Consider the following 15906-nt stretch of genomic DNA (forward strand, 5'->3'; position numbering starts at 1 on the left):
TTGCACTTTATGAAAAATTTATTCAAAAAACTTAGTCTTGTAGCAGTGGCATTGTTTACACTTACAAGCTGCATTAAAGAGGATGATTACGCCATTCCTACCGTAATAGAACTTTTATTAAATGAAACTTTCGAATCTACGACTACAGGTAGTGGTGCAAATGAAGTGCCTATTTCCTTAGAAGGTTGGGGTAACTATAGTGTAGTGGGATCTAGAAAATGGCATTCACGTATTTTTAGCAATAATAAATATGCCGAATTTTCTTCGTTCTTCTCTGTAGCGGCTACAGATCCAAATGATGAAATTTGGTTAATAACTCCCGCAGTAGATTTAACCAATAGTGTTAATGAGGTTTTAAGCTTTGATACTAAAATTCGTTTTTGGCAAGGACAATGTTTAACGGTATATGTTTCTGAAAATTATGATGGTACACAAGCCGGAATCAGCACAGCTACATGGACCCAATTGAATCCTATTTTACCTACTTCATCTCAAGCTGATATTTTTGTAAATAGTGGAAACATCGATTTGAGTATGTACAATAGTTCCAATGTTCGAGTGGCTTTCAAATATGTTGGTAGCAAACAAAATAACGTTACAACTACTTATCAATTAGACAATATTAAAATTTTTGAAAATCTATAACTATGAAAAAGATTCAAATAATTCTAACCGCAGCTGTTTTCTTCAACCTTGTAGGTTGTGTAAATAGCGATGAATACAACGCTCCGGATTTGTCTGGAAATTGTGTTGATATTGCTGCTACAAAACAAGTGTCTCAAATCACTTCTGTAGCTACTTCAAGTGCTACTCAGTACACTGGAGATGACATTATTGAAGCCTATGTAACTTCAAGTGACGAAGGTGGTAATTTTTACAAATCTATTTCCTTTGTCTCTTTAGACAACACAGTAGGATTTAGCATGCCGGTAGATAATTACAACTTGTTCAACGAATTTGAACCTGGAAGAAAAGTAAGCATCCGAATGAAAGATCGTTTCTTTAACCTTCAAAACAGTTCAACCGTTATTGGGTCTTCTTTCAACAATGGTGTAGGAAGAGTTTCTGGTGTTGAATATAAAGACATTATTCTTCGTTCCTGTTCAGATGTTAACGAAGACGAATTGGTAAAAAACTTTACAATTGCTCAAGCCAAAAACAACCAAAATTTGAACATGTTAATTGAATTTAATAACGTTCAATTTACTGATGCCTCGCTTGGAAAAAAATACTACGACCCTTCATTGCCTTCACCGGGTGGTGCTACAAATCACGAGATTACAGATCAATTTGGAAACAAAATTATCGTACGTGTAAGTCAGTATGCTCGTTTTGCAGGAAATGCTGTTCCAACTTTAAATGGAAAAATAAGAGGTGTTTTAACCAAATTTGGAAGTGATTTCCAGTTTATGATTCGTACCGAAAACGATGTGAACTTTACTAATGATAGAGTAGAAGTTGATTTTGCCCCACCTATTGTTGGGAATAATATACAATATTTAGGTTCATTTAATGAAAATTTTGAAAGCTATCCTACGACTTCGCCTGCCAACAGACAATTTGATAAATATGTAAACGATGCCGCAGTAGGTACTCGTTACTGGGCAACCACAACATTTGGTGGCAACAAATACATTCAAATGACTTCTTTTGGTGGTACTCCGGAAGCCAATAGAGCATTATTTATGGTACCTGTAAATATGACAGCTGCCAATACATTGTCTTTCCAAACCAAAGCAGGTTTTACCAATGGCTCTGTATTTAAAGTATATTACACCACAAATTATACGCCTGGTGCCAATATTAATACAGCTACATTAATTGACATTACCTCGAATTTTTCAATATCTGCAGGACTATCTTCTGGTTATCCTGCAAATTTCACAAACAGTGGTACTTATAATATTCCGGCTTCAATCACCGGAAATGGTTTCTTTGTTTTTGAATATGTAGGAAACGGAACCACTGGTTTAACTACCACAATGCAAATTGACAATATAGTAGTAAACTAATACACTCTTTACAAAAAGTTAAAAAAGCGAGACTTAAACGGTCTCGCTTTTTTGTTTTTATTAAAAATACAAGTATGGGCTTAAAATATTTAGGGGTTATGTGTAAATAAATATACAATTTAATAAATTTACCCTAATTAAAATAGGGGCATATGAAATTAGAAAAAAGATGGGTCGCTTCATTTGGATTAATCTCAATTTTAGCCATTACTGGTTTATTCTGGAAAAACAGTAGTACAAAATACGAAAATAATTTCTTAACCTTAAATGATATAAACGCAGCAGATACCGCGTGGCTTCTAACCTCATCCTGCTTGGTTTTATTGATGACACCCGGACTTTCTTTCTTTTATGGTGGAATGGTTGGAAAAAAAAATGTCATTTCTACCATGCTTCAAAGCTTTATATGCTTAGGTGTAGTATCATTACTATGGGTAGCTTTCGGATTTAGTTTGGCTTTTGGAGACCCCATAGGAATAACACTCAATGGGAATCATTATGGCTTAATAGGCAATCCTTTTCAATATGCTTTTTTTGATCAAGTATCGGTTTTGCCTCATACAAACTTGGCTTCTACCATTCCTTTTGTATTGTTTGCTCTCTTTCAAATGAAATTTGCTGTTATCACTCCTGCCATTATTACCGGCTCATTTGCAGAGCGGGTTCGATTTATATCCTATTTGCTTTTTATTTGCCTTTTCACCTTATTTATTTACACCCCTTTATGCCATATGGTTTGGCATCCAAACGGATTATTAGGAAGTTATTTTGGTGTAAAAGATTTTGCAGGCGGAACAGTAGTTCATATGAGTGCCGGATTTGCCGCTTTGGCTGGTGTTTTAGTTCTTGGAAAAAGAAAAAACAGCGAGCATATTCCCACCAATATTCCCTTTGTTCTTTTGGGAACCGGAATGTTGTGGTTTGGTTGGTTTGGTTTCAATGCAGGGTCTGCATTGGCAGCCAATGGCACAGCCGCTATGGCATTTGCAACCACTACAATAGCATCGGCATCTGCAATGCTAACTTGGATATTTTTTGATCGTCTAAACGGAAGAAAAGTATCTGCACTAGGAGCTTGTATAGGAGCGGTTGTAGGTTTGGTTGCTATAACTCCCGCTGCCGGATTTATCTCTATTCCTCTAAGTCTGTTTTTTGGATTTGTAGCTGCCATCGTTTCCAATGTGATGCTCAATTGGTCAAAACTAAAAGCCATAGATGACACACTAGATGTATTTGCTTGTCATGGAGTGGGTGGAATAATGGGAATGGTTTTAACCGCATTATTTGCAGAGGGCGAAAATGTAAGTTTGTTAAATGGGGGTTGGAGTATATTTGGACATCACATGATTGCCTTAGTATTTGTCGCTTTATTTTCTTTCTTTGGTACACTTGTACTTTATAAAATAACCAACAAAATTATTCCGTTGAGAGTTTCTGAAGAATCAGAACTTATGGGCCTTGACCTCTCACAACATAACGAAAAGTTTTAATTACAGTTTGTGATTAGAGGAAGAAAGCTCTTGGAAAAGAATATTCCAAACTTGGTCTTTTATATTCTTTTTATCTTCTAAAGTCAATCCCAAAGTAGGAATGAATGGATGTACTTTGGCTCTCATTATACCCGGACTTCCGCTTAAAAAAGTATATGAAAATCGTTTTTTATTATCGTAAAAAGTCATGGGAACAATTGGAATTTGATGTTCTATTGCCAAACGAAAAGCTCCATCCTTAAAATCGGCTAAAACCACAGATTCATCCTCAGGAACCAACCCTTCCGGAAAAATACAAATACTTAATCCTTGATTTAATCTGTTTTGTGCCCTTTGGTAAACGGCCATCCTACTTTTTGGACTGTCTCTATCAACCAATATACAGGTTCTTTTGTAAAAAAATCCAAATAATGGAATTTTGGCTAATTCTTTCTTCCCAACAAAAACAAACGGATTTTTTGCTATGACTAACATAAGCATAATGTCGGTCATAGAAGTGTGGTTTGCCACCAACATATAACTTTGCTTTTTAGAAAATGATGCTTCGTACTGTATTTTGGTATAAAACCCCATACCCCATAAAATACATTTAGCCCAAAATTGAGCCAACTTGAAAAAAAAAGGATACCAAGATTCTTTTAGAATAGATAGAACTAAAAGAGGAAACAAAACGATAATGAGAAGAGCAATAAGAAGATAAAACCAAACCCTCCAGAGTATCCAAAAAATAATTTTAACTAATTTCATAGTTTCAAATGTAAGGAAACGAAAATTAATTTGTAAACGAAAAGACGGATAATCATAAAACTTTAATTCAAAAAAAATACCTTTGCATTTTTAAAACCCTATAAAACTTACGTTTTACTAATTCTAAAAACACTATGTCAAAGATTTTAACCGGAATTCAAGCCACAGGAACTCCTCATTTGGGAAATCTATTGGGAGCTATCATTCCAGCAATAGAAATGGCAAACCGTCCTGAAAACGACTCATATTTATTTATTGCTGATTTACATTCTATAACCCAAATTAAAGACGGTGAAGTTTTAAAACACAACACCTACAGCGTGGCAGCAACCTGGATGGCATGTGGTTTAGATTTGAATAAAGTGGTTTTTTACAGACAAAGTGATGTTCCACAAACAGCCGAATTGGCTTGGTATCTCAGTTGTTTTTTTCCTTTTCAACGCTTAACTTTAGCTCATTCCTTCAAAGATAAAGCAGATAGGCTGGATGATGTAAATGCCGGATTGTTTACCTACCCAATGCTGATGGCTGCAGATATATTACTGTATGATGCCGAAATAGTTCCGGTTGGGAAAGACCAATTGCAACATTTGGAAATCACTCGTGATGTAGCTTCACGCTTCAATCATCAAATGGGCGAAACATTTGTGCTTCCTGATGCTAAAATTCAAGAAGAAACTATGTATGTACCCGGAACTGATGGACACAAAATGAGCAAGTCCAGAAACAACACCATCAATATTTTCTTAGATGATAAAGCATTACGAAAACAAATAATGTCTATTGAAACAGACAGCAGACCTCTTGAAGAACCTAAAGATCCCGATACTTGTAAAGTGTTTGCCCTGTATAAACTTGTAGCTTCAGCTGCTGAAACTCAGGAAATGAAAAACTTATATTTGGCAGGAAATTATGGTTATGGACATGCTAAACAGGCATTATATGAATTAATTGTAAACAAGTTTAAAATAGAACGTGAAAAATACAGTTATTATATGAATAACTTACCTGAAGTAGACAAAGCTCTTTTTGAAGGAGCACAAAAAGCACAATTAAAAGCACAAGAAGTACTTCAACGCGTTAGAAACAAACTCGGATTTTTATAAAATGAAAATTAAATTAATTTTATTTTTTCTTCTCATAACTATTGGCTTAGGGGCACAAGAAACCGAAGCTGTTCATATACTATTCAATCAAAATGAATCGAGTAGTTGTATGCATACGGTTTCACAAAACCCTTTGAAGAAAATCAAATTAGATTACATTCAAAAAAGACATCGTAAGGTAAATATAACAAGGTTTATACTCTGCAGAAACTTGTTTGTTTTTCAATTCATGAAAGACCCATTTGAAACTCTTGAAAACACCAAAGCAGCAACATTAAAAACCATTACCATTCCCGAAATTCTTGAGGCAGTAGAAAAAGCCGAGTTTAAAAAAAACATCAATGAATTGTTCCCAAACTTATACATCATAGAAAAACTAGATGATACCCAATGGGCAAAATATAAAGTAATTTGGGAAAAAACGATTTAACTAAATGGCTTCAAACCATTTCCCGGGAAGTGGTCTCACCACCCCTTTCAATTCCATAGTTGTGAGTAATGATGACGTTTTAAAAATAGGGAAATCACAATGTAAAGCAATCAAATCAAACTCTTGCTTTCCTTCTTTTAATAAATAGTCGTAAATTTTTTGTTCGCTTTCATCTAAACTTACAAAAAGTTGTTTTTGTATAGATTTTGAGGACTGACTCTCAATTTCCCAATTCAACATATAAACCAAGTCTGCCGCAGATGTGAGCATTTGAGCTCTTTGGGTTTTAATTAATGTATTACAACCCATACTGTATTTATCTGAAACTCTTCCCGGAACGGCAAATACATCTCTATTGTAATCAGCGGCCAAAGTTGCTGTAATTAATGAGCCGCCTCTATCTGCACTTTCAACTACAATCGTGGCTTCTGATATTCCGGCTACAATTCGGTTTCTTCTAACAAAATTTTCTTTATCCGGATTATGGATACTCCAAAACTCGGTTAAAAAACCACCGTTTTGTTCCATTTTAGTTACATACTTCTGGTGTGTCTTAGGATAAACTTGATTAAGACCGTGTGCCAAAACTCCAACCGTTTGAAGATGGTTGTCAACAGCCAATTGATGAATCAAAATATCAACACCGTATGCAAATCCGCTCACAATAACCGGATTTAGAGGTGCAATTTCTTCTACAAATTTTTTACAGAAATCTGCTCCATAAGATGTAATTTGTCTCGTTCCTACAACACTAATGATTTTTTTATTTTCTAAATCAATTGCTCCTTTTGAGAATAGTAAAGTTGGTCCATCAATACAATGCTTAAGTCGTTCGGGATAATTCTTTTCTGCAAAAAAAGAAACCTCAATATCATTTTTTTGAATGAATTGTAATTCTTGTTCTGCTAATTCAAAAATAGATTTGTTTTGAAGACTTGAATACAGTTTAGAACCAATGCCTTCAATTTTAGTTAGTACCGATTTCTTTTGTTTGAAAACAAGTTCCGGAGTGCCAAATTCACGGATTAATTTTTTGGCGATAATATCACCCACTCCATCCACACGAAGTAACGCTAAGGTGTAAAATAATTCAGATTCTGTCATGGCGTATAATTGAATTTCAAAGAAACATAATTTTTACAAATTGTAAAAGAATTTTTATGAAACATGTCCAAAACTTCTCGCTTCTACGCATAAAAAAACCTAATGTTTTGAAGAGCAAATAGTTATCAAAATACCTCAAATTGTTAATAAAAATTGTGAATAAAATTTTGTTTCGAGAGTTGAATCTTTTTTCTTTGTTTCTATGAGAATTGAGCAATACATATCGCAACTTCTATATCGCTACCAGTGTGTTACGATTCCGGGTTTTGGTTCCTTTGTGACCGAAATTCAATCGGCTAGAATTTCTGAAAGCGGAACTACTTTTTATCCTCCTTTCAAAAAATTGGCCTTTAACAATCGAATTACAAACAATGATGGCTTGTTGGTTGATTTTATTTCTCAAGTAGAAAAAATCACTTTTGAAGAAGCTTTGAAAAAAGTAGAACTTGAGGTGAATTCTTGGACAACTCTTTTAGATTTAAACCAACCTGTCATTCTTAAGAATATTGGAACTTTTAAAGGTAATGGAGAGTTAAGCTATTTATTTGAACCAACCGAAAACATCAATTATTTAACTCGTTCTTTTGGACTTTCTTCTTTTACTTCACCGGAAATAAAAAGAGAAATATACAAAAAAGAAGCTCAAGCTTTTGAAGATAAGGCTCCTATAACCCTAACTCCGGAGAAAAGAACCTATCCTTGGTTGAAATACGCTGCTTTATTTGTAATTGGTGTTGGTATTGGAGGATACTATTTGAACCAATGGCATGTTTCAAAAAACGAAAAACAATTATTATTGGTTGAACAAGCTGTTCAAGAAAAAGTAGAAGCCAAAATACAAGAAGCCACCTTTTTTATTGAAGCTCCAATGAAAGCCCTAACGTTAACCAATACTGACACAAAAAACTACAACTACCATTTGGTTGCCGGAGCTTTTAAAAACGAAGAAAATGCCATAAAAGCACTTAATGCTCTTTTGGATTTAGGTTTTGATGCCAAAAAAATAAGCCCTAACAAACACGGATTGCATCCGGTTCTTTATGGAAGTTTTTCCAATGCAGAAGAAGCTCAAAAAGTATTAGATTCTATTAGAATCTCTCACAACAAAGAAGCTTGGATGCTTGTTCAAGAATTACACTAACTCACTTTTACATACAGTAAACTCCTTCGGGAGTTTTTTTATTTACTATCTTGAGATTTTATACCTTTGCAAAAAAAACAATGCAAGCAAAACACCCCTCAGAATCTGTAACCACATTAACAGATATTGTATTACCGGGAGAAACAAATCCTTTGAACAATCTTTTTGGAGGCGAACTATTGGCACGAATGGATAGAGCCGCTAGTATTACAGCTCGCAGGCATTCCAGACGCGTATGTGTTACAGCATCTGTGAATCATGTTGCTTTTAATAGAGCTATACCGCTGGGAAGTGTAGTAACTGTTGAGTCAAAAGTATCTCGAACCTTTACAACTTCGATGGAAATTTTTATAGATGTATGGATTGAAGATCGGGAATCGGGAATTAAAAGTAAAGCCAATGAAGCAATTTATACTTTTGTTGCAGTTGATGAAACCGGGAGACCCATTCCTGTACCACCTATAGAGCCACAAACAGAGTTAGAAAAACAAAGGTTTGATGCTGCCTTGCGACGTAAACAATTAAGCTTAGTTTTAGCTGGGAAAATGGCTCCAAATGATGCCACAGAATTAAAAGCATTATTTGTATAAATAAAAAACGATACCAATTAGGTATCGTTTTTTATTTAATTTGGTGCCAACCACGTTTGCGGGTTTAAAAATATATCATTTTGCAAAACGGAGAATTTGACAGCTGTCTTTCCTGTCCCATCTGTAAAAATTTTTCCTAAAACTTGGTTCTCTTTAATTTTATCTCCCTTTGAAACATTTACAGAAGTTAAATTGAAATAAACCGTGAAAAAGTCACCATGTTGAACGTACACCGCTTTTTTCATGGGTGTGATTATTTGTACCAAAAAAACTTCGCCTCCAAAAACAGCATAGGCATTTTCTCCTTCTTCAGTTGAAATTTCTATTCCGTTGCTGTTAACTTGAGTAGTCTTTACAACCGGATGCGGTTGCGAACCAAATTTTAAGGAAATAAAACCTTTTTTTACAGGCCATGGCAATCTTCCTCTATTGGCTTTAAAGTTATCTGAAACAATTTTCCCTTCGGGAGTTAAAACCATTTTAGAAGAAGAGCTACCGGTTGATACGGTTTTGGTTCCGGATGATTTGGCAGCTTTTCGATTGGCTTCTGCAATAGCTTCACGAATTAATTGCTGTATTTTACGATCTATAGCATTGGCTTCTTGCTGTTGTTTTTTTAGTTGAGCTGCTATCTTATTTTTATCTTTCTTTAAAGAATTTACCAACGTTTCCTGTTGTTTCTTCTCCTTTTCTAATGTGGCTTTTTCTTGTTCTTGTTGAACCAACAACTGTTCCTTTTCCGATTTAAGTTTTTGTAATTTTATATTTTGAAGCTCTAATTCTTCGGTTTTGACTTTGATTTCATCTCCTTGGTTTTTACGATATCCTGCATATTGTTTCATATATTGAACTCTTTTGTAGGCTTGAGTAAAATCTTTGGACGACAATAAAAACATGGCTCTACTTCGCTCTGATCTGCTCTTGTATGATTTTACAATCATATTGGCATAATCTTCTTTTAAAGCTTCCAGTTCTCTGTTGAGTTTATTAATCTTGAGTTGGTTTACATAAATATCATCCGTAAGCAACTTAGCTTGCTTTTCGGTTGTTTGAATGAGTCTTTGTCTTAATTCAATTTTGGCATTTTGTTGTTGAATAACATGAATGACTGATTTTTCTTTTTGAGCTGTTTCTTTTAACATTCTCTCATTTTCCTTTATTTGTTCTAGTAATCGAGCTTTTCGTTCTTCAAGTTTCTTTTGGTCATCTGTTTGTGACCATGCTGTAATGCCAAAGGATAAAAATAGGAATAGGAGGAAATACTTTTTCATTTCATTTTAATTTTCAATCGTTTTTAATGTAAATCCCTCAGGAACTTTGTAAGGAAAAGACAAGGCCTCATTAAAAGTTACCGTGTTGTAATCCAACGTGATTGTATTGCGTTGGTCTTCTTGCATAGCTTCTATTAAAACCGTCAAAGGTAAGACAGATTCTTTATAAGATTTGTAATTGGGATAGGTAACTTTTAATTTTCTGTTTTTGTCAAACTGTTCAATTTCCTGACGTTTTATCAAAAAGTTTTCGGCTTCAAAGTAAAACGATTTAGCGGTAGTTCCGGTTTCTGACAATTTAAACTGATTGTTCTCTATTGAACTTATGTATTTTTTATCTCTTAAATTATCCATAGCCTGGCCAATTAACATGTTTTGAACTTTGAAAAAATCCAAATCGGTTCCCAACCAATTACTTAATGTCCCATAATTGCCTTCAAAGTAAGTTCCACCATTTTTTTCATAATATTGAACCGAATCCGGTGTTAACAATCCTTTGGCCATAGTCATCCCTAAAAAACGAACACTCACCAAGATAATTTCGTTTCGTTTGATCTTAATTTCTGTGGTAAATCCCAAAGATTGATTGTTGTCTTTGTATTTGGTATTCGCTCTTATGTAAACGGTTTCAAAATTGGTTTTTAGAGCATAATGTTGGTCTATAATTTTTTGAACGGCTACTTGCTCTGTTGCCTTTCCTTCGGCAATTCCCTTTTGTGTTCGGCAACTTTGAAGTAAAACCAACCCTACTATGAGAAGAAATAACTTTTTCATTTTTTAATTTTTTGGGCTTTGTTTACATATAAATTGGCTTTCTGGTTGTCTCCCAAACTTTTGTAAGTATCGGCTAAAAGCAAATAAAATTGACGTTCTAATTCTTCCGAATTTACAATATAATCTATACCGGTTTCGAGCGTTTTTTGGGCTTTGGGGTAATCTTTAATCTCATAGGCTACTTTGGCAGCGTAATAATAAAACTCGGGTTGAAGTGGGTATTTTTCTATATTATCCCAACTGAATCGTTTTAATTTATCCCATTGTTTTGATTGCAATAAGGCTTCCGACAAGAGAAAATGAATTTCAAAATCATCGGGATAATTCTGATTTGCCATTTCATAATAGTGAGCCGCTTGGATCCAATCTAATTTCATTTGATAAAACTTACCCACTTCTTTGGCCACCTGAATATCTCTTTCGTTTTTAAAATGAGAAATGGCCTTTTCTACTTCCGGAACCAATTCTTCTTTGTTTTTGGCATAAATCAAAAATTCATTAAAAATCCGATGTTTAATTTTGATGTCTATTTTTGGACTTGAAAGAGATTTATGTAATGATTCCAAAAGCTTTTGTTGTTGTTTTTGATCCAGATAAAACTTGAAAAGACTTACTTGAGCCCAATCTGATTCCGGCAATTCTTTTTCCATTTTTTGAGTTAACTCAAATGCTTTTTCTTGCTGGTTTTGTTTCAAATAATACGCAATCAAAGCTTCATAAACTGCTTCATCTTTGGGGTTGTTTTTAAGACTCTCTAAAAGTTTGTCGCTTTCTATATTTTGGTATTTTCCAGAAGCCAAAATTTGGGAGCGGTATTGTTCCCGCATTTCCGATTTTCCTATTGTGCTATTTAATTCTTCTATTAGTTTTAACGCATTGTCCAATTGGCCGGTAAACATAAACAGTGAAACCAAATCTTCCTTATACTCTTTTCTGAATTCTATCAATTGAGTTAATGTTTTAATGGCGTTGGGGTATTCTTTGGTAGCATAATATACATCGTAAACTCCTACCCAAAACCATCTGTTTTTAGGGTCTAATTGGGTCGCTTTTTGAAAATTTAATAATGCATTGGAATAGTCTTTTTGATAATAATAGTTTTTACCCAATTCAAAATAGACCACCGGATTATTGGGCTGTAACTGTACACATTTTTGCAATGCCAAGACCGCTTTGTCATAATTTTCTATGCCTTTCTCCCGAAGCGACTCATAAAAAGAAATCTGAAACGCATCGTTTTCCAAAGCAATATCTTCAGGTTCCTGTTGGGCCCATAGCATACTGGCTTGGAAAAGTAAACCAAGGAAAAATAAGGAAAAGCTCTTTTTTGTTTTCATTTATTCTAATACGGAATAATCTCCAATACTGATTTGTGTAAAATGACCGTCAAATACCACATGATTTCCTATCATAGCATTATCTAATTTGGCATTTTTTATTACTGTCAAATTTTGAACCAAACTGTTACTTATGGTTGCATTTTCAACTTTACATCCGTTTCCTAATGATACATTTGGACCAATAGTTGCATTTTTTAATACCACATTATCTCCAATGTAACAAGGTTCAATTAGGGTTGAATTCTCATTTATCAATATCTTTGAAATTAACTTTTCTCCATCTTGATGTAAAAAGTTTAACATTCGGGTATTGGTTTCAACCGTAACATTTTTATTACCACAATCCATCCATTCGTCAACTTTACCGGGTACAAATTTCAATCCTTTTTGCTTCATGTTTTCCAAGGCATCTGTAAGTTGGTATTCTCCTCCTTTGACAATATGGTTATCCAATAAAAACTGCAATTCTTTTCGTAATGTTTCGCCACTTTTAAAATAATAAATACCAATAATAGCTAAGTCTGAAATAAACTGCTTGGGTTTCTCCACAAAATCAACAATTTGATTTTTTTCATTCAATTGTACTACTCCAAAAGCACTTGGGTCGTCTACTTGCTTTACCCAAATTACACTATCTGCTGTTGTATCTAACGTAAAATCGGCTCGAAATAGTGTATCGGCGTATGCTATCACAATAGGACCGGTCATGCTCTCTTTGGCACACATAATGGCATGTGCGGTACCCAGAGCTTCATTTTGGTAACAAATAACGCCTTTGGCTCCCAATTTTTCTGCAATAGCAATCAGTTCTTGCTCTACTTGTTTCCCAAAATCCTTATGAATAATAAATGCTATTTCTTCTATATGTTGGTTAATAACACCCGCAATATCTTCAACTAAACGGTGAACGATTGGCTTACCGGCTATGGGTATTAATGGTTTTGGAACGGTTAAAGTATGGGGTCTTAATCGTGAACCGCGACCCGCCATTGGAACTATTATTTTCATACATCAGCCCCCTAACCCCCGAAGGGGAATACCTATTAGGGGTCAATAGGGTTTTTAATTATTATTTTTCAAGCATACCAATTCCCATTTAGGGGTTAGGGGGCTTATTTTACTCCTGTACTCCCAAATCCGCCTTCGCCTCTGGAGGTTTCGGATAAAGCTGTAACTTCAATCCATTCTGCTCTTTCGTGTTGAGCAATTACAAGTTGGGCAATTCGTTCACCATTTTCGATACAAAAATCTTCGTTGGATAAATTTACTAAAATAACCCCAATTTCGCCACGGTAATCGGCATCTACAGTTCCTGGTGAATTAAGCACTGTAATTCCTTTTTTGGCAGCCAAACCACTTCTTGGTCTAACTTGAGCTTCATAACCCATTGGTAATTCAATAAAGAGACCTGTTTTTACAATAGCTCTCTCTAGTGGTTTTAAGGTTATTGGCTCGGATAAATTGGCTCTTAAATCCATTCCAGCAGAAGCAATGGTTTCATAATGGGGTAGAGCATGTTGTGATTTATTAATGATTTTTATTTGCATTTTTTAAGTCGCTTTTTTTATAATTTGTAGCAATACCTGTTTTTCGTTACGATAAACAAAATAGACAAAAAGAAGTAGTAATCCTACCCCAATTGCATAGTTTTCTCGAAAACCGTAAAAATAAACAAAGGAGAACAAGACTGAAAGCCCGAGATATCCTCCAATTTTTTTTCTATCGTAAGGGATTGGATAATATTTATTACCTAAAGTATACGAAATGGCCATCATAGAACCATAGGCTGCTATGGTTGCAATGGCAGATCCCATATAACTCATTTTTTTAATTAAAACAAAATTAAGAACCAAGGTTATAATTGCTCCAACAATTGAAATATAGGCTCCCATTTGAGTTCTATCTGTTAATTTATACCAAACCGACAAATTGGTATATATCCCCAGAAAGAAATTGGCCAAGACAATCAAAGGAACTACATTCATAGCGGACCAATACGTGTCATTTGGAATGAGGATTTGCTTTAACAAATCGGAAAAAACAATTACAAACAGCGAAATTATTGATCCAAAAATCACAAAATACTTTGTAACATTGGCATAGGTTTGCGGTGCATTCTCATTTTTGGCATAGCTAAAAAAGAAAGGTTCAATTCCTAAGGAGTAAGCTGTACGAAATAGAACCATGAATAAACCAATTTTATAACAAGCCGAATAAGCCCCTATGTCTGCTTTACTTACATGTAATTTTTCTAATAAAATTTTATCAAAATGTTCGTTTATGGCAAAAGCCAATCCCGCTATCAAAATCGGGAAGCCGTAACGTATCATTTGCCTCCATAGCTTAGCATCAAAATGCCATTGAATGTGGAAATAATTAGGCGAAAGAACCACTAAAGTTAATAAACTAGCTATAATATTGGCTACAAAAATATAGCCAATTTGAAAATTCTCAATAAACAAACTAGCCAAAAATGTTTCGGGATGTTGTTGTGCAATTTGGGGTAAATAAATCAAAAAGAAAATATTTAATCCTAAATTAATAATAACATTTCCAATTTTGATAATAGCATATACAATGGGTCTTTGATAGGCCCTTAACTTAGAAAAAGGTATGATTACCAAAGCATCCAAAACCAAAATCCAAATGGTATAGGTAATAAATTCTACATCAATACCGGATATTTTTGCCAAAGTGTTTCGAAACAATATAGATACAATCAAAAACAAAAGAGTTGTCCAAAAAACTGAAATCATAGAGGTTCCAACAACAGCCCTTTTATCGTCATGGGTATTGTAAAATCTAAAAAAGGAGGTTTCCATTCCGTAGGCCAACAGCACATTGAAAACAACCAGCCATGAAAAAATGATGGAAACTTCACCATACTCTCCTCTATCGAGTGTTTTTGCATATAGAGGTACCAATAAAAAACTAAAAATACGAGGCAAGACCGTAGCCAATCCGTATATAGCAGTTTGTTTAAAAAGTGATCTGTAAAGTCCCAAAGAGTTCTAGAATTAATATTGGTGTAAGCAAAATTAACTATTTATTTGACTTTTCCATCACATTGGTAATTTTGAAACGTTTTATTTTTCCGTTTTTAAAATATTCCATAAGAGCTTCTGTATCCTTAAGCTTATAGAACGGCTCAAAATGTATTGCGGGTTGATTTCCATATTCGTTTTTGGGGTTCGAATCCAGAATTAAATCGGGTTTTTCAAATGTGGCTGATACACTTTGTGGCGAATTTTGAATTAGAACTGCTTCTTGGTTTTTAAAATACAGTTTTTCTAATTTAATATGGGATGGGAGTTTTTGTTGAAATTCTATCGTAAAAGTAGTTTGGTTTTCATGGGTCACGAAAAAGGCATTGGCTATTTCAACCGGAAATGAAGTCGTAATGGAACTATTGGTAGCACAACCCATTAAAATTAGCAATCCAAATAATGAAAATCGTTTAATCATTTTCCTCCAAAAACTTTACAAAGTGAAACCCTTTGGGAACAAAACCGTGATTGTAATAAAACTTATGTGCCGAAAAATTGGTGGTATAAGCATCTAAAGCGACCAATTTACATCCCAATTCTATAGCTTTTTGATTTAAATAGGTAGTCAATAATTTTCCAACCCCTTTAGACCTGTGGTTTGGATGAACAATTACATTATCCAACTCTAAATATTTGCCACACCATAATTTGGTTCCAACCCAAAATCCGGAAAGACCAATAGGGGCATCATTTTCCAAAGCCACAATTTGACGGTAATTATTGGGTAACATTTCATCCAATAAGTTTGCATATATGTGCTCGTTAAATTCAGGATACAATTGCTGAATTAAAGGCAATTGTTCAAGCATTTCTTCTTTGGTCGTGAGTTCTTTCAGTTGCATTACACTTGTACT

The 15906-nt window shown here is 34.4% G+C and carries 17 protein-coding genes; 7 read left to right on the forward strand and 10 right to left on the reverse strand.

The window, feature by feature from the left end:
- Window positions 1–9: 9 nt before the first annotated feature.
- The 3 genes from V7M80_RS01125 (at window position 10) to V7M80_RS01135 (ending at window position 3502) form a co-directional block, all read left to right on the forward strand.
- Window positions 10–645, forward strand: coding sequence for a choice-of-anchor J domain-containing protein (locus tag V7M80_RS01125; RefSeq protein WP_333693415.1), 636 nt, complete (start codon window positions 10–12; stop codon window positions 643–645).
- 2 nt (window positions 646–647) lie between these two features.
- A complete protein-coding gene (locus tag V7M80_RS01130) occupies window positions 648–2012 on the forward strand; it encodes a DUF5689 domain-containing protein (protein ID WP_333693417.1) in 1365 nt (454 codons plus the stop codon).
- A gap of 152 nt (window positions 2013–2164) precedes the next feature.
- Window positions 2165–3502, forward strand: a complete 1338-nt coding sequence (locus V7M80_RS01135) for an ammonium transporter (protein ID WP_333693418.1) — start codon at window positions 2165–2167, stop codon at window positions 3500–3502.
- On the opposite strand, the gene V7M80_RS01140 is transcribed toward V7M80_RS01135, so the two are convergent.
- Window positions 3503–4249: a lysophospholipid acyltransferase family protein gene (locus V7M80_RS01140; RefSeq protein ID WP_333693420.1), complete on the reverse strand. Its 747-nt coding sequence runs from the start codon at window positions 4247–4249 to the stop codon at window positions 3503–3505.
- Window positions 4250–4383: 134 nt separating this feature from the next.
- On the opposite strand from V7M80_RS01140, the gene trpS reads away from it, so the two are divergent.
- Both trpS and V7M80_RS01150 read left to right on the forward strand, forming a co-directional pair.
- Window positions 4384–5355: a tryptophan--tRNA ligase gene (trpS, locus tag V7M80_RS01145; RefSeq protein WP_333693422.1), complete on the forward strand. Its 972-nt coding sequence runs from the start codon at window positions 4384–4386 to the stop codon at window positions 5353–5355.
- A gap of 1 nt (window position 5356) precedes the next feature.
- On the forward strand, window positions 5357–5785 hold the full coding sequence (locus V7M80_RS01150) for a hypothetical protein (protein WP_333693423.1): 429 nt from the start codon (window positions 5357–5359) through the stop codon (window positions 5783–5785).
- On the opposite strand, the gene dprA is transcribed toward V7M80_RS01150, so the two are convergent.
- Entirely contained in the window at window positions 5786–6889 is a 1104-nt protein-coding gene (dprA, locus tag V7M80_RS01155) for a DNA-processing protein DprA (protein WP_333693425.1), read from the reverse strand.
- A gap of 202 nt (window positions 6890–7091) precedes the next feature.
- Between dprA and V7M80_RS01160 the strand changes: the two genes are divergently transcribed.
- Entirely contained in the window at window positions 7092–8030 is a 939-nt protein-coding gene (locus V7M80_RS01160) for an SPOR domain-containing protein (protein WP_333693426.1), read from the forward strand.
- Between the two features lie 80 nt (window positions 8031–8110).
- Complete coding sequence (locus V7M80_RS01165) at window positions 8111–8620, forward strand: acyl-CoA thioesterase (protein WP_333693427.1); 510 nt, start codon at window positions 8111–8113, stop codon at window positions 8618–8620.
- A 35-nt stretch (window positions 8621–8655) separates the two neighbouring features.
- Here the strand turns inward: V7M80_RS01165 and V7M80_RS01170 are convergent, their stop codons facing one another.
- The 8 genes from V7M80_RS01170 to V7M80_RS01205 all read right to left on the reverse strand — a co-directional run bounded on the left by V7M80_RS01170 (window position 8656) and on the right by V7M80_RS01205 (window position 15894).
- Window positions 8656–9891, reverse strand: a complete 1236-nt coding sequence (locus V7M80_RS01170; protein WP_333693428.1) for a murein hydrolase activator EnvC family protein — start codon at window positions 9889–9891, stop codon at window positions 8656–8658.
- Window positions 9892–9897: 6 nt separating this feature from the next.
- Window positions 9898–10665 carry a DUF4292 domain-containing protein gene (locus V7M80_RS01175; RefSeq protein WP_333693429.1) on the reverse strand — a complete coding sequence of 256 codons (768 nt, stop codon included), beginning with the start codon at window positions 10663–10665 and terminating at the stop codon, window positions 9898–9900.
- A complete protein-coding gene (locus V7M80_RS01180; protein ID WP_333693431.1) occupies window positions 10662–12002 on the reverse strand; it encodes a tetratricopeptide repeat protein in 1341 nt (446 codons plus the stop codon). Before V7M80_RS01180 ends, V7M80_RS01175 begins: the two co-directional genes overlap by 4 nt.
- Window positions 12003–13013, reverse strand: coding sequence for a sugar phosphate nucleotidyltransferase (locus tag V7M80_RS01185; protein WP_333693432.1), 1011 nt, complete (start codon window positions 13011–13013; stop codon window positions 12003–12005).
- Between the two features lie 104 nt (window positions 13014–13117).
- Window positions 13118–13552 (reverse strand): dUTP diphosphatase, encoded by a 435-nt coding sequence (dut, locus tag V7M80_RS01190; protein WP_333693433.1) that lies wholly within the window; start codon window positions 13550–13552, stop codon window positions 13118–13120.
- A 3-nt stretch (window positions 13553–13555) separates the two neighbouring features.
- The gene (locus tag V7M80_RS01195) at window positions 13556–15010 is read right to left on the reverse strand and encodes a lipopolysaccharide biosynthesis protein (RefSeq protein WP_333693435.1); all 1455 of its coding nucleotides are present in this window, start codon (window positions 15008–15010) and stop codon (window positions 13556–13558) included.
- Window positions 15011–15047: 37 nt separating this feature from the next.
- On the reverse strand, window positions 15048–15470 hold the full coding sequence (locus V7M80_RS01200; RefSeq protein WP_333693437.1) for a hypothetical protein: 423 nt from the start codon (window positions 15468–15470) through the stop codon (window positions 15048–15050).
- The gene (locus V7M80_RS01205) at window positions 15463–15894 is read right to left on the reverse strand and encodes a GNAT family N-acetyltransferase (protein ID WP_333693439.1); all 432 of its coding nucleotides are present in this window, start codon (window positions 15892–15894) and stop codon (window positions 15463–15465) included. The genes V7M80_RS01200 and V7M80_RS01205 overlap by 8 nt, the downstream gene beginning before the upstream one ends.
- Between the last annotated feature and the right edge of the window lie 12 nt (window positions 15895–15906).

Source organism: Flavobacterium sp., assembly GCF_036759525.1.
Lineage (GTDB): Bacteria > Bacteroidota > Bacteroidia > Flavobacteriales > Flavobacteriaceae > Flavobacterium.

What these genes read in the sequence shown, in the direction of transcription:
- V7M80_RS01125 (WP_333693415.1), top strand. Translation starts at nt 10, where the DNA reads ATGAAAAATTTATTCAAAAAACTTAGTCTTGTAGCAGTGGCATTGTTT.
- V7M80_RS01130 (WP_333693417.1), top strand. Translation starts at nt 648, where the DNA reads ATGAAAAAGATTCAAATAATTCTAACCGCAGCTGTTTTCTTCAACCTT.
- V7M80_RS01135 (WP_333693418.1), top strand. Translation starts at nt 2,165, where the DNA reads ATGAAATTAGAAAAAAGATGGGTCGCTTCATTTGGATTAATCTCAATT.
- V7M80_RS01140 (WP_333693420.1), bottom strand. Translation starts at nt 4,249, where the DNA reads ATGAAATTAGTTAAAATTATTTTTTGGATACTCTGGAGGGTTTGGTTT.
- trpS (WP_333693422.1), top strand. Translation starts at nt 4,384, where the DNA reads ATGTCAAAGATTTTAACCGGAATTCAAGCCACAGGAACTCCTCATTTG.
- V7M80_RS01150 (WP_333693423.1), top strand. Translation starts at nt 5,357, where the DNA reads ATGAAAATTAAATTAATTTTATTTTTTCTTCTCATAACTATTGGCTTA.
- dprA (WP_333693425.1), bottom strand. Translation starts at nt 6,889, where the DNA reads ATGACAGAATCTGAATTATTTTACACCTTAGCGTTACTTCGTGTGGAT.
- V7M80_RS01160 (WP_333693426.1), top strand. Translation starts at nt 7,092, where the DNA reads ATGAGAATTGAGCAATACATATCGCAACTTCTATATCGCTACCAGTGT.
- V7M80_RS01165 (WP_333693427.1), top strand. Translation starts at nt 8,111, where the DNA reads ATGCAAGCAAAACACCCCTCAGAATCTGTAACCACATTAACAGATATT.
- V7M80_RS01170 (WP_333693428.1), bottom strand. Translation starts at nt 9,891, where the DNA reads ATGAAAAAGTATTTCCTCCTATTCCTATTTTTATCCTTTGGCATTACA.
- V7M80_RS01175 (WP_333693429.1), bottom strand. Translation starts at nt 10,665, where the DNA reads ATGAAAAAGTTATTTCTTCTCATAGTAGGGTTGGTTTTACTTCAAAGT.
- V7M80_RS01180 (WP_333693431.1), bottom strand. Translation starts at nt 12,002, where the DNA reads ATGAAAACAAAAAAGAGCTTTTCCTTATTTTTCCTTGGTTTACTTTTC.
- V7M80_RS01185 (WP_333693432.1), bottom strand. Translation starts at nt 13,013, where the DNA reads ATGAAAATAATAGTTCCAATGGCGGGTCGCGGTTCACGATTAAGACCC.
- dut (WP_333693433.1), bottom strand. Translation starts at nt 13,552, where the DNA reads ATGCAAATAAAAATCATTAATAAATCACAACATGCTCTACCCCATTAT.
- V7M80_RS01200 (WP_333693437.1), bottom strand. Translation starts at nt 15,470, where the DNA reads ATGATTAAACGATTTTCATTATTTGGATTGCTAATTTTAATGGGTTGT.
- V7M80_RS01205 (WP_333693439.1), bottom strand. Translation starts at nt 15,894, where the DNA reads ATGCAACTGAAAGAACTCACGACCAAAGAAGAAATGCTTGAACAATTG.